A 13,849-nucleotide genomic window follows, 5' to 3' on the forward strand; every position below is an offset into this window, starting at 1 on the left:
CATTTACCACTTCAACATCTTCATATACAATGGTATAGCTGTATAGTTAAGTGAAACGGAGGCTTTCTTATGATTCAGTCCATAATACATATTGCCTTAGTCGTGAACGATTATGATGAAGCAATAGAGTTCTATACCCGAAAATTGAACTTTACGTTACTTGAAGACACCTACCAACCCGAGCAGGACAAACGATGGGTGGTCATCGCCCCTCCCGGCTCAATTGGCACAACCATCTTACTGGCCAGAGCTTCTAAACCGGAGCAGGAGCCGTTTGTCGGCAACCAGGCCGGAGGGAGAGTTTTCCTGTTTCTGAATACGGATGACTTCTGGCGAGACTATAATGACATGGTTTCCAAAGGGATTGAGTTTGTGAGAGAACCCAAGGAACAGTCTTATGGTATCGTTGCTGTTTTTAAAGATCTCTATGGAAACCTATGGGATCTGCTGCAGATGAATGAAAATCACCCGATTTCAAAACGTATGAAATAAAGTTCGAAAGGGTTCGCTTTAGTAGGATATCCCCACACGTGTGCGAATGAAATGACGATTCGCAAGTTGTTGGTAAGTAAACTCGGCCGTATCTGAGGTGGAAATTTCAGTTCCGCCATCCGGCAAAACATCCCGCTCGACCCTGTAGTTTCCCAGGCGTGCCCCATCGGGTAAATAGGTAGGACACACAATCGTCCATTCGAGAACAGACTGCTGCAGCTGTTTGTATACACGTTCGTGCTCTTCGGCTGCCCGGGTTGACTTACGTCTGGATTCGCTGGATTGATAGCGAAGCTTCCCCGGCTCGGTTCTGCTCTGCAGAATTCCGGCCGTTCCGATGGTAACGATTCGCTGTATGCCTTCTGCTGCCATGGCGTCTATGATTAAGGGTATACTTTCTGATAATGTGGTTGTTCCGTCCGTGTTCAACGCACTGATGACCGCTTCTGCTCCCTGAACCGCTCGTTTCAGGTCCTCCGGGTGCAGCACATTGCCTTGAATGATACGCAAGTTGGGATGTGGATTTATTTTCTCCGGGGAACGAACCAGTACGGTCACGTGATGCCCTTCTTGAAGAGCGTATGTAAGGATATGAATTCCTACTCGTCCAGATGCTCCCAGTATCAAAATATGCATCATTATCAAACCTCCAGCTTGAAGTGTGTTTTTATCTTGCTTTTGTCTTTGTCTCTTTTAAATCATCGACACATTCAAATTTCATGAATCGGTACTTGTGCTTCGCCTGCCATAGAAGATTAGAATACCAAAAAAACCGTTGCACGGATACTTCACGTACCCGCATAACGGTTTTATTCAATAGTTAGTGATATATATTTAAAGAGCTGTATTGATCTTTTCGCTGAATGTCTTGATTTTCTCGGCGATTTCCTTGGGATGAGATCGATATAAATAATGATTCGCATCCAGCAAAACCATTTCTGCCTGTGCACTATCCTTAATCTGCTTCTCATGCTCCGACACCCATTCCTTCACGACAGGATGGTTCTTCTGTACAAAGAACAGGACTGGCAGATTAACAGGCAGTGCAAGCTTTTTGGCTGCCTGGAAGTTGGAATACATGCTGACCGCTTCGTTTAACTGTGTGTTATTGTACATATTTTTGCGAATTAAAATGTTTAACTGCTCCTTAGTATGATCGTCATAGGAAAGTCCATCATACGGGTCAGCACTCAGCTTCAGCTGTACACGGGCAAAGCCAAGGTTGCGGAACCATTTAATAGGCTCAATATCCGATGCTTCCACTTTCTGCTCGCTCAGCGCCGGGACACTGCTGTCCAGACCGATGAATGCCTGCACTTCGTCTGGATATCTGTTCACATAATCCAGACTGTATAGACCTGAGATTGAATGAGCCATCAGCATGTAACGCTTGAATCCAAGATTTTGCAGAGCGGTATGCACCTCATGTGTAATATTCGCTGAGCTGCGTTCTTTATCGGTCGGGTCGCTTAATCCGTAGCCCAATGGTTCTACAACTACCACCTTATAATAAGGGCTGAGTTCGTTTATAAGTGGTTTGAAATCAAGTGCAGGCGAAGCGGTCCCGAACCCCGGCAGTATGACGATGGTTTCTTTGCCTTCCCCCTGCATGAATACATTCATTCGTTTTCCATCGACAGACACCTTTTGACCGTACGGCTCCAATCGTTTCTGTTCAGAATGACTGCTGAATAGATTAACCGTGTATACGGCGGCGATCAATAGCAGTATGATTGCGACAATAGTGACCATTACTTTTAATAAAATTTGAAGAAGCCGCTTTGTTTTGGAACGATGCTTTACTTCTGATTTGTGCTGCACTGGTTGAGTCAAGCTGTTCATCTCCTTGTGTGTATCTTCATCTGTTATGCAGTATACCTGAACTATTTGTCCTGCCAATGAATGGAGTATGAACGGAATATGAACACCAAAAAAAGCCGCTGGGCAGCGGCTTTATGGTACTATCTCATACGGCTGGTTTAAACTGTGTTAATGCATGCTCTAGTCTTGAAGATGAATGAATTCATAAACCATTTTAGCAAGTTCCGCCCGTGTAACCTCTGCCTTCGGGTCGAATCGAAGGTTAGCTTTGCCTGTCATTATGCCAAGCATACTAACATGTTCCACCGCTTCTTTGGCCCATGAGGAGACTTGATCATGATCTGTGAAAGTGGATTTCGTCATTTCAGAAGCAGAAGCCGGATTATTGAACAGTTTTTCAGAAGCTCTCATTAATATGACAGCGGCCTCTTCCCGGCTGATGGCATCCTTTGGTCTGAACAGCCCGCCATTCCCCTGTACAATGCCAAGCGCTGCTGCCTCAGCAGCGGCTGGTCCGAAATAGGCTTCTGACGGTACATCAGCATACGGTGATGACAGTGTAGATGATGTTTTTCCAGCGGCTCGCATCATCAGCGTGATAAAGTCACCACGATTTACTTTTAATTCTGGTCCGTAGTTTTCACTGTTGATTCCCTGAATCAGATGTTTGGCAGTTAGCATGCCAACATAGGGTGCCGCCCAGGAATTGGCTATATCACCAAAGGATTTGCGATACTCCATAATGGTGTATACACCTGGTTGATCAACATTAAACGTTACGCGGCTGTTATTAAAAGCACCTCCTTTGTACTGCACATTCTGTCCATCCGGTGCTGCGAGATAGACCCCGGCGTACTCAGAATGGAACTTCTTGAGCTGATCTGCGGTTAATGTTTTTTCCACGAGAACCGCGTTAGTGAACGTTTGGACTTCTCTTTCCTTCTGTCCTTGAAGAATGTACATGCGCAGCGACTGCATGATCCCGGTCTGCACGTAATGTTCACGAGCTGCCAGACGATCGGTGAGCGCTTCAGCTGTATTCGCATCCTGTAGACGGTTGGAACGAAGAATTAGCTGCTGTTCATCCTCCAAAAACTGCGGGAGAACGTCTGGAGGAAGGGTAATCTGCAGCCCAGGTGATACAATCTGGATCGTTTTTCCGTTGGCTTTTGCCTGTTTCACCGCTTTACCCGGGAGATATAGGTCAAAGGACGTTTCAGTATTCGGGTCACTGTCCTCAAGGGTAATCATAACTTTACGATCAGCACTGGATTCGGCGGCCTGCTCCAGTAACGAGGATTCAACACGGTATATTCCATCCTCACCACGCTTCAGCACCAGCTTTCCTTTCTCAGGAGGAATTGGAGTCTTACTTTCAGTTGGTGTACTGTCAGATGATCCTGTTGACATTTCCGGATTGGAAATGCTGCTGTCTCCTCCCCCATTTCCGGGTGTGTTTTCACCAGGCGAAGGAGTGCCAGTATGGAATCCCCAAATGTCAGATAATGTGGAACCGCTGTTGTCGTCCTTCACTTGGACATACCACTGGTTGTAACTGCCGCTTGCAAGTCCTTTCCAAACAACAGAAGCCTGCTTGCCGCTTGGGATATTATGCTGTGAGCCTATTTTTTCATCAGTATACACGTTGACTCCGATATAGTCCGTAGCAACTCGTTTGGTTGTAGGCGCCAGGCCAAGGTCCAGACTGAACTCGTCTTTACCTTTTTCAACAGCAGGATCATAGTAGTTATAGTCATTCAGGTAAGGAGAGTACGTTTTGATGTGAAGCTTGTTATTTTTCATATCAAACTGCATCAGTCTCATGTAACCCAATCCGCCTTCAGGAGCGCCTTGATAATCTGCCAGCATTTGATACACGCTGCGATCCGGAATACCGTCTCCGTCATCGTCAACAGCATCCACTTTCAATTCAGCATCGTGGTAATGTCCAGAAAGAGCGGCAATGACGTTTTTGTTCGGTTTGACGACTTTCTCGAAGATTTGATCTGCGATCGGTGAACGATTGTTGGATACAAGCAAATATTCGTGCAGACAGAGAATCGCTTTCCGTTCCGGATATTTGGCAACAATCTCATTCATCCAGTCGATTTCTTTTTCTCCAAGTCCCCACCCCATGTAAACGATGATGAAGTCATTGCCTCCAGCCGAAACGAGATCATAATGACCGCGATTATTCTCGTATGATCCGCCATACACCGATTGGTTTACGAAACGCTGTGCTCCGAAATACTGCTGGAACTTGCTGTAGTCATTATCCTGATGACCAACGTCGTGATTACCCGCAAGCACACCATATGGAATCGACGCATCCTCAAGCACTTTCATATTTTTATCAGCTTCAATCCACTGATATTCCTGATCTGCCTTATCAACCACATCTCCGGTATGGATGACATATTTGATATTCATTTGTTCTTTTTGCTCCGCGATCCAGCTCACCATTTTTTGATAGATCTGCGGATAACTTTGGGAATAGTACTGCGTATCGGACATCCATATAAAGGAGAAATCATAGTCCTCTTGCGATTCGGGCTGTGACGTCGTGCCTGCCAAGTTCACCTGCTGCTCTGCAAGTTCATCCTGTACCATAACCTGGATCGTTCCGTTCAGAGAGTAATCTCCGGCCAGAACAACTGCAGATAATCCGAAATCGTCCTTACCTGCACTAACCTGATCTAACTGCGCCCACTTCTTCTGGGCTTCACTCCAGGCATACAAGCTTACCTTACGTCCTTCAAGCGACTTGCCCTGCCATTGGATGTCCACGCGGTCCGTACTGCGAACGTCAGGATCAAGTTTGACTTCAAAACGCTGATAAGGAAACTGCTCTACGGAGTCGTTCACCAGGTACGTGCCGTCTACAGCTTCAATCTTCCTGTAATCAGCTGCTTCCATCACCTTCTCGCCCGCAGGAATCATCTGTTTGGGCGGCTCTGTCTCCGCAGTGTTCAGGTAACCTGTAAAACGGTCGGCGCGATGACTGTCGTATTTGTATCCTTTGAAAAACGATACGTTCATCGCATCCGCGCTTGGGTCCTGCACCTTAACGATCAGATTGGCTGCTGTGCCCACATTGGTCTGATTCAGCTGTGGACTGATTAACTCCGGCTGCAGCGGGTTCTCATCCGGCACATGAAACTGAATCGTCTTGTCAGATAGGTTACCTGCACGGTCCGCGGCCTGAATCTGCAGCGTATGCTTGCCCCTCGACATTTTTCCAGAGGACGTATGCATCGGAAGGTCAATTTTTTTCCCGTCTAATTTCACCGTTATCTCATCGACACCGGCAATTTCATCTTGAATTTGCGCATCAATAACGAAGGGTCCGCGATACGTTTGGTTCTCCTCGACGGTCGGTTGAATAACAGGTCCCGTATTATCAACCAATACCTGGGCAGCAGCCTCCTTCTCGCCATCCGTTACTTTTACTAGATGGTGGCCGTCAGGGACAGCAGTGGTGTCCCAAGTATAAGCTGTGGATTTCATCTGTTCGGGCTTCAGGTTAAAATGAAAACCAATCGATTCACTTTTTCCTGCTGAATCTCCCATTTTGATCTGTTTCTCTTTTTCAGCATAAGCAGGGTCCCAGATTTCAGTCCCGTCAGCCAGGAGCAGTCTGACATTTTTGATTTCAAAATCGTCTTTGTTTTCTTCCGGACGCTGGTCAAAAGGAGAGGTTTTGGAACCTGCCCGGACATAAATAACATTATCGCCCTGGATCAGCCGTTCGGATGAAATGGGAAAGGATAGTGTTGTGTACGCTGTAATGGGATTCATGAATGTATAAAGAATCGTTTGGTCTTCCAATTCAGGAGGCCCCATAGTCACTGCATTTTTGAAATAATAATCAACATTCACTGCTTCAAACACGAAATACGCATCATGCTCCAGTGCTCCCGAAGTTGAGTTTTCGGGAACGAGCTTATTATCGATTCGAAGTTGAACAGGTGCATTACCAGACTGCGAGGTACCTTTAAGGATATGCGTTCCCTGCAGGATATCCTGATCTTTGACATTCAGCCGAAGTGCCTCATCACTTACTCCCCCGGTTATGGAAATGCTTGTTTTATCCGAACGGGTTTCATGAACACCGTCGGAGACAACAAAATAATATTCAATGGTTTTACGGCCGATAAGCGACGCGGATGATAAGTTATAATGATACATCGTATCGTTGAAGTCCTCGGTTAAACGGTACCGTGAAAATTCCGTATCTTTATCCGATCGAATATACACTTCAACGGAAGTGACTTCCCGGTTGTCTTTGGCATCTACGACCAGCTCCAATCCTTTTGATTGATCTACTGTCGCTGTGCGTGTCATATCCGTAACCGTTGGGGGAAGGTTATCCTGCTCTACCTGAATGGGCTGCGGCGGAATCTGAGACGAATCAAGGATACCTGGTGAAGGAGCGTCAGATCCCGAACCGGACTTGATCATTACGCTGCTGCCATTCAGCGGATAAGCATAAGTAATCGCTTTATTCTCTTTGGTTTCATCGCCTTTTGTCCCATCGGCATAAGCCTGATCTGCATCATAATACGCAGATGAAATTTCTTTGCCCGTATTCGTTTTGAGCACGAGTGCTCTGCGGCCTGAATTAGCCATACCATCACTCTGGATAGTATGAAGAGTAACATTCGGAATCAGGCTGCTCTGATAGAACTGATTGAAATCCTGCTCGGTGTACGAAGCGTTTGCACTGTTTTTGATCCAGAATACGACCGGCTGCTGCGGAGGAATTACAAAATCAGGCTGCTCTGCCTGCCACAGCACATCTGCGTTTGGTCCTTTATCCGGGTAACGATAGTACAAACTATAGTTTTTGAACTGTACAGGCTGGTTCGTATTATTATAAATCTCAACATACTCATAAGCATCCGTAGACGTTCCCGGAATATTCGTAGTGTTGGGTACAAGCTCTGTAATGAGCAGCGGAGGTACCTTCGACGGATCGAATGCGTCCAACTGAACAGAAGCTGTATAGGACTGATCCAGACTGCCGTTCTGAATCCGATATAAGAGCTGCGGTTCAACAAGCATGGATGCAGGTATTACAGCACTATACTCGTTCGTTTGATTAATCGAAGACATGGTTAGAGCGGTATATCTGTGCTGTGCAGGCGTTTTGAACAGAAGTTTCACCGCGGAAGGACTCCCGTCCGCCTCAACAGCCGGATTATTGATCTTCGCTTTCACTACAAAGTCCTGAACCGGCAGAGCATCTGTGGGAGCAATGTGCTCTATACTCGTCTGCGAATCTTCATCTACCACAGGGGGGACGATTTGTGTGGAATCAATCACACCTGGCGTGGCTGGAAGTTTACCCGAGTCGCTCATTACATTCATTTGCGTACTTCCTACAGCAGGATGTTTGAAAAAAACACCCATATTTGTTTTGACCTGAGCTGGTTCATACGATGCAGAAGTTATGGTCTCGTTGTCGTTTGCAAGGCTCTTAATCACAAGGGAACGGGCACTTCCGTTAGCCATGCCGCTTCCTCCCTGAAGACGGTGGATCTGCTGTCCCTCTACCAGGCTTGTGCCAAAATTGCTGTTAAATTGTTCGACGGTCAGCTGATGGTTACTGCCATTCATAATCCAGAATACAACCGGACTGTGGGCTGGGATGAAAATATCCGAGCCTTCATCCGTTTTCCAGGTATCTTTATTGTTGTAGTAAAAAAAGTAATCTTTAAAATTGATCTCTTGGTCGGTGTTGTTATAAACCTCAATAAATTCATACGCGTCCGTGCTGGAATTGGGCAGATTTGAGGTATCCGGCACGATTTCTGTAATCAGCAGGCTCGGTCCGGTTGTCTGCTTGGCGGCGGCGATCACGGGATGAATCACGGTGGTAAAGTCGGATGAGGAGATTATTTTCCCCTCGGAGTTTAACAGTTCAATGGTATAACTCAACTGATGCCCGTTCAAAGATTGAGCTGGAATTTCGCCTGTATACGTCTCCGGACTTGAATCCACGGGTGTTAGTTCGAGGGAATCAGCCCCCTGCCCGTCTACCAAGTATGTCAGGCGTACATTCGGCTGCGGTTCACCACCATGTACCGCAGCGGTAACAGTAAACGGCTGCATGGCAGATATCCATTCCGGAGGTGTGTGATTCACCTCAGGGATGCTGGTCTCCTGGTTAACCGCAGGATCACTTTGTTCTGTTGATGATAGCGTTTCCGCTTGAGCAGCAGGTGTGGTTGTAAATGGCGTTCCCATCGTCAGCAGCATGCTGCTTAGAACGGCGATCGAAACACTGCGCTGAAATCTGTTTCGTTTACTCAATTGCCCCCGCATCTCCTTCATATCCCAATTTAAAGTTTAGAAAAACAAACATTTTCTATGATATTAGGGATTTGTTACCGGAGTTGATGAAGTGCGTAAAAGGAAAGTTAATCCAGCATCCAGGCTTGAATATGCTCTGATACAGCCTGATGCAGCTCAGCTTCCGTGCAGTCCAGGATTCTTGTAAACTCCTGCGGATGACGAATCAGTTGATTCATCGACTTAACGCCGTACTTTTCCATCACATACTCTACAAAAATATACGAGAACTGGAATCCTTTCTTGGTATCAAAATCCCACGTATCATCGTCTAATTCAGCAAAAGTGGGTATCTTATTCGTGCGAATAGCCTCTTCGGTCGAGAACTTAAGATATTCTGGTGTCATCAGTTTGGCTTCATATCCACCGATTCCCTGTCTGATCCATTTCGGAGCCTGGGGATTAATCTCTTCAATCAGCCACATGGAGAACAGATGAACGGAAACTTTGATAATGGATTCGTACGTATGCTCAGGCCCGGGGTTCAGCGGTGAAACAATCTTGAGAATGTTCTCCTCGTATGTGCCGGTGAACCAGTCAGGCGCATCTTTTTCCCCCACAGCTTGATGAAACGCGGACAGGTCGGGATACATTTCAATGATGACTTTTCGTAAAGGCTGGTAATCGTATTTCGCTGCAAGTCTTTCGACGTGTCCGTTTAGTTCCGTGATGAGGTCATGATTTGCTTTCTTCATACGGTTGTCTGAATGTGCTGAACTGCCTTTATTTTCAATCGAAATCAAGTGTTGAATTGACATGATAGCCATGTGCCCCCATTCATTTAATTCGTTTTTTAACTTCCCAAGAGCACGGTACAATCTGTTCTTCACTGCGCTCTCACGCATACCAACAATGCTTGCAATCTCGGGCAGCGTACAGTCTGCAAAAAAACGTAAAGCGATAATCTCCTGATTTTTCTCATCCAGCGTTTGTAAGGCTGTTCCGATATCAATCCGAAAGTCAACATACTTTGTAAACTCAAGAGAGATGGACTGGGATTCGAGCTGTGCAGCATCAAGCGGTGATTCGTTCTGCCGTGATAACCTCCGATATTCATTCTTTAATGTGTTCTGGGCAATCTTGAAGATCCATGTGAAGATATGTGCGTTTCCTTTATAACGGTGCAGATTCTCTGCTGCTTTCATAAATACCTGTTGTGTGAGATCATCTGCAGCCGCGGGGTTTAATTTCAGCGAAAAATAGCTGTTGATACGATCACGATATAATGCATAGATGTGTTCCACACGGGTAATGCTGTTCTGTTCATCCGGTTGAACAGATGTGAAATCTGTGTCTTGAGCTCCAGACATGGTGAGAACCTCCTCTTGATTTACAATAAATTAGACACCGGAACACAGCGATTAGCCACAAGTACGCTCAAAAAATATGTAGACTTACCTATAATCCTTATACATTCCTCTAATAAACCGCTTAACATCAATATAATGCATGACTTCATATCCTCGTACTGACGATCGTTGGCTCAGGCTTATTTGTTCAGGTCAAAAAAGTGCAGCACAGTTCAAATAAGTGCAGCGTACGATGCCTGTTATGCATTCCCTGATCCCCTCTATAGTTAAAAAACATGCAGATTCTGGTCAATAACGTTTATATCCCCTCTTCTTATTCTCTATTACAATATCTTCAAGTACAACATTCCTAAACCATGACTTGAACTTGAGGGGGAACGTAAATGAACAAAAAGATGAAGATTCTGATCTTGTCGATGAGCATGTCTGCCTTATTGGTCACGGCCTGCAGTGACAAGGGAAAAGGTCAGGCACAAACAGATGCGGAAAATGATGGTACGGGTGCAGTCACCATCCATACGGTTACGTCCGAATACAGTTCAGCGAAATATCCAAAGGGCGATGATATTACGAATAATGTCTGGACCCGCAGATACAAAGAGAAACTTAATATTAACGTCAAGACGGACTGGGTCAGTGATGAATACGAAACCAAACTCAATCTCGCCATTTCTTCCAATGAACTTCCCGACGTTTTCCGGGTGAATCCTTCCCAGCTGCGCCAGCTGATTGAGGCCGATATGGTCATGGATTTGACAGAAGCCTTTGAACAGCACGCCTCGGAACGCCTCAAAAGTTATATGAAAGCGGATGCAGACAGCTACGAATCTGGCAAAAAAGACGGCAAGCTCTACGGTATCCCCCAGATGCATTGGGGATTAATTGATCAACCGGACTTTATCTGGATTCGAAATGACTGGAAAGAAGAGCTCAAACTGCAGGACCCGAAATCGGTCGAGGATATCAAAAATATGGCTCTTGCATTTATGGAAAAACACGGCGGATACGGCATTGCTGTGGATCAATCGCTGGATTATCTGAACCTGCTCGCGATCGCTTGGAACGCTCATCCGGACCTGTGGATTGAGGATGGTACGGGAAAACTGACCTATGGCTCCATCCAGCCTGAGATGAAAAACGCGCTCGCCGAATGGGCGGAATGGTATAAGCGGGGCATTATCGATCCGGAATTTGCCATTAAAGACTTCAACGCCATGAATGCCGACATTGTCGCCGGCAAAGTGGGCATCCAGCCGTACTATCAGTGGTGGGGATATAATCCTGGCGTAGATACCGTCGCTAATCTGGGTAAAGACGCCATCTTCTATCCGTATCTGATTCCAACGGTCGATGGCAAAGAAGCGAAACAATCTATCTTTTTTGCGAATAACAACTACATTGTAATGAAAAAAGATGCTGCCCATCCACAGGCAGTGATCGAAATTCTGAATGATTATGCTTATATCGTGGATGAAGGCAATGGCAAGGAAAAACCGGAGACACTCTCCGCTCTGCTGGACAACGATATTGCGCACGTTGTTGGCGCGTTCCGTGTGCTTAACCCGAATTCGGACTATGAACAGTTCGAAGCTGTATCGAAAGCTCTTGAAACGAAGGATACCAGCGGACTCACCACGTCAGGCATGTGGCAGAAGTATAACAACAGCGTCGAGTTTATCAAAAATGCGACACCGGGCGCGGTTGGTGATTATCTGCAGCAGGGCGCACCGAAAAATGCGTATGGCTTGGCGAAAAAAGTGCTCGACAGCGGCAACTACACCAAAACTGCACTATGGGGCGTCACGCCTGAGGCTCTGTCCAGTTATGGAACAACGCTGGATGATATTCTGACGGAAGGTTTTACAAAAATCATTATGGGCAGCGAGAACATCGACTACTTTGATGTGGTCGTGCAGAACTGGCGTGCAGCTGGCGGAGATACAGCCATTGAAGCCGTGAACGAAGCCTACGGCAAATAAGCTGAAGCTGCGAGGCTGGGGGGTGAGCCTGTTCTCACCCCTCTTTTTGATAACTGAACGGAGGAAAAGCAATGCTGAAAAAATGGAAGCAGCAAAGTCCTTACCACCTCATGTTAATCCCCAGCGTGGTGCTGGTATTTATTTTTAGTTACATTCCTTTTTATGGCCTGGTTATTGCCTTTCAAAAGTATAATCCGGGTCTTGGCTTCAGTTCGCCTTGGGTTGGATGGGACAATTTCACTCATGTCTTTAATCAGCCCAATTTCGTGAGAACGATCTGGAATACCCTCTACATGTCCGTTTTCAAAATGATCGGCGGCATTGTTGTGCCTGTTATTTTCGCCCTGCTGCTGAATGAAGTGCTGCACAACGGGATCAAACGAACGTTCCAGACTCTCGTCTATATTCCGAATTTCCTGTCCTGGGTCATTATGGCCGGCATTATGCTGGATATTCTGAGTGCAGATGGGATCGTGAATACGTTTTTAGGGGTGCTCGGCATGAAACCGATCTCCTTCCTCGGCACGCCTTCCATCTTTCCGTGGACAATGATTGTGAGTGATATCTGGAAAGGCTTCGGGTTTGGCACGGTTGTCTATCTGGCTGCCTTAACGAGCATTGATCCCGGCCTGTACGAAGCCGCAGTCATTGATGGAGCCAAGCGCTGGAAGCAAACGATCTATATCACCCTGCCGCTCCTGATGCCGACGATCGTTTTAATGACTGTATTATCGCTGGGAAACGTGCTCAATGCCGGTTTTGATCAGATATATAATCTTTATTCTCCTGTGGTTTATCAGACCGGAGATATTATCGACACCTATGTGTACCGTCTGGGTATCCAGCAGGCACAGTATTCCATTGCAACTGCAGTCGGTTTATTCAAATCGGTTATATCCTGCATTCTGGTTGCAGTCTCTTACATTCTGGCTTACCGCGTGGCAGGTTACCGTATCTTCTAAGGAGGGCATAATCGGATGATTCATGATAAAAGTATAAGCAGGCGTCTCTTTCATATTTTGAATTACACGATACTGCTGGCGATCTCGCTGCTGTGTGTCCTGCCGTTTGTCAATTTACTCGCCGTCTCTTTCAGCAGCAGTTCAGCGGTCTCTGCGGGGAGTGTTACATTCTGGCCGGTTGAATTTACAACGAAGGCTTATGAGTTTGCTCTTTCTGGAAGTGCATTTTATTCCTCCCTCTGGGTGGCAATTCAGCGAACCGTTCTGGGTACACTGGTGAATCTGCTCTTAATTGTGCTTACAGCATACCCACTCTCCAAAACAAAACAGAAGGTCATGGGCCGCAACCTCTATATGGGATTTTTCATCGTTACGATGCTGTTCAGCGGTGGATTGATTCCTACTTATCTTGTTGTGGTTAAAATGGGGCTGATCGATTCCATCTGGTCTTTGATTCTTCCAGGTGCGCTGCCCGTGTTCAGCATGATCATTCTGATGAACTTTATTCGCGGACTGCCTGAGGAGATTGAAGAATCAGCCATCATTGATGGTGCGGGCCCGATGCAGGTGTTAATCCGGATCATGCTTCCGCTTCTCAAGCCTGCACTCGCGACGGTAGGACTGTTCAGCATTGTCGGCCATTGGAACTCCTGGTTTGACGGCATTATCTATATGAACAATCCAGCCAACTATCCGCTGCAGAGTTATCTCCAAACCCTGCTTCAAAGCTTTGAGCAGATGATGCTGAAGTCCGGGTCAGACTACACCCAGCTGTTAGCCATGATGAATGCCAGAACCGGACGTGCAGCCCAGATGTTCCTTGGTGCCATCCCGATTCTGCTCATCTATCCGTTCCTGCAGAAGTATTTTACCAAAGGTTTGGTGCTCGGCAGTGTTAAGGGATAAAGAAGGGACAATAAGAACCAGTGCT

At 46.4% G+C, this 13,849-nt stretch carries 8 protein-coding genes; 4 read left to right on the forward strand and 4 right to left on the reverse strand.

Features of this window, described 5'->3' with window-relative positions; translation table 11 throughout:
* Positions 1–69 precede the first annotated feature (69 nt).
* Positions 70–492, forward strand: coding sequence for a VOC family protein (locus ABXS70_RS11450; RefSeq protein ID WP_342556123.1), 423 nt, complete (start codon positions 70–72; stop codon positions 490–492).
* 18 nt (positions 493–510) lie between these two features.
* On the opposite strand, the gene ABXS70_RS11455 is transcribed toward ABXS70_RS11450, so the two are convergent.
* The 4 genes from ABXS70_RS11455 to ABXS70_RS11470 form a co-directional block, all read right to left on the reverse strand.
* Positions 511–1,128 carry an SDR family oxidoreductase gene (locus ABXS70_RS11455; protein WP_342556338.1) on the reverse strand — a complete coding sequence of 206 codons (618 nt, stop codon included), beginning with the start codon at positions 1,126–1,128 and terminating at the stop codon, positions 511–513.
* Between the two features lie 198 nt (positions 1,129–1,326).
* Entirely contained in the window at positions 1,327–2,334 is a 1,008-nt protein-coding gene (locus ABXS70_RS11460) for an alpha/beta fold hydrolase (RefSeq protein ID WP_342556122.1), read from the reverse strand.
* A gap of 159 nt (positions 2,335–2,493) precedes the next feature.
* Positions 2,494–8,628: an S-layer homology domain-containing protein gene (locus ABXS70_RS11465; RefSeq protein ID WP_366295903.1), complete on the reverse strand. Its 6,135-nt coding sequence runs from the start codon at positions 8,626–8,628 to the stop codon at positions 2,494–2,496.
* 107 nt (positions 8,629–8,735) lie between these two features.
* Positions 8,736–9,977, reverse strand: coding sequence for a sigma-70 family RNA polymerase sigma factor (locus tag ABXS70_RS11470; RefSeq protein ID WP_366295905.1), 1,242 nt, complete (start codon positions 9,975–9,977; stop codon positions 8,736–8,738).
* Positions 9,978–10,360: 383 nt separating this feature from the next.
* Between ABXS70_RS11470 and ABXS70_RS11475 the strand changes: the two genes are divergently transcribed.
* The 3 genes from ABXS70_RS11475 to ABXS70_RS11485 all read left to right on the forward strand — a co-directional run bounded on the left by ABXS70_RS11475 (position 10,361) and on the right by ABXS70_RS11485 (position 13,824).
* Complete coding sequence (locus ABXS70_RS11475) at positions 10,361–11,956, forward strand: hypothetical protein (RefSeq protein WP_366295907.1); 1,596 nt, start codon at positions 10,361–10,363, stop codon at positions 11,954–11,956.
* Between the two features lie 71 nt (positions 11,957–12,027).
* Complete coding sequence (locus ABXS70_RS11480) at positions 12,028–12,918, forward strand: ABC transporter permease subunit (RefSeq protein ID WP_342556118.1); 891 nt, start codon at positions 12,028–12,030, stop codon at positions 12,916–12,918.
* 15 nt (positions 12,919–12,933) lie between these two features.
* Positions 12,934–13,824 carry a carbohydrate ABC transporter permease gene (locus tag ABXS70_RS11485; RefSeq protein ID WP_342556117.1) on the forward strand — a complete coding sequence of 297 codons (891 nt, stop codon included), beginning with the start codon at positions 12,934–12,936 and terminating at the stop codon, positions 13,822–13,824.
* The last annotated feature ends 25 nt before the right edge of the window (positions 13,825–13,849 follow it).

Origin of the sequence: Paenibacillus sp. AN1007 (assembly GCF_040702995.1) — a bacterium.
GTDB lineage: Bacteria > Bacillota > Bacilli > Paenibacillales > Paenibacillaceae > Paenibacillus.

Coding starts and splice junctions, on each gene's coding strand:
- ABXS70_RS11475 (WP_366295907.1), top strand. CDS start 10,361: ATGAACAAAAAGATGAAGATTCTGATCTTGTCGATGAGCATGTCTGCC.
- ABXS70_RS11470 (WP_366295905.1), bottom strand. CDS start 9,977: ATGTCTGGAGCTCAAGACACAGATTTCACATCTGTTCAACCGGATGAA.
- ABXS70_RS11480 (WP_342556118.1), top strand. CDS start 12,028: ATGCTGAAAAAATGGAAGCAGCAAAGTCCTTACCACCTCATGTTAATC.
- ABXS70_RS11460 (WP_342556122.1), bottom strand. CDS start 2,334: ATGAACAGCTTGACTCAACCAGTGCAGCACAAATCAGAAGTAAAGCAT.
- ABXS70_RS11455 (WP_342556338.1), bottom strand. CDS start 1,128: ATGCATATTTTGATACTGGGAGCATCTGGACGAGTAGGAATTCATATC.
- ABXS70_RS11485 (WP_342556117.1), top strand. CDS start 12,934: ATGATTCATGATAAAAGTATAAGCAGGCGTCTCTTTCATATTTTGAAT.
- ABXS70_RS11450 (WP_342556123.1), top strand. CDS start 70: ATGATTCAGTCCATAATACATATTGCCTTAGTCGTGAACGATTATGAT.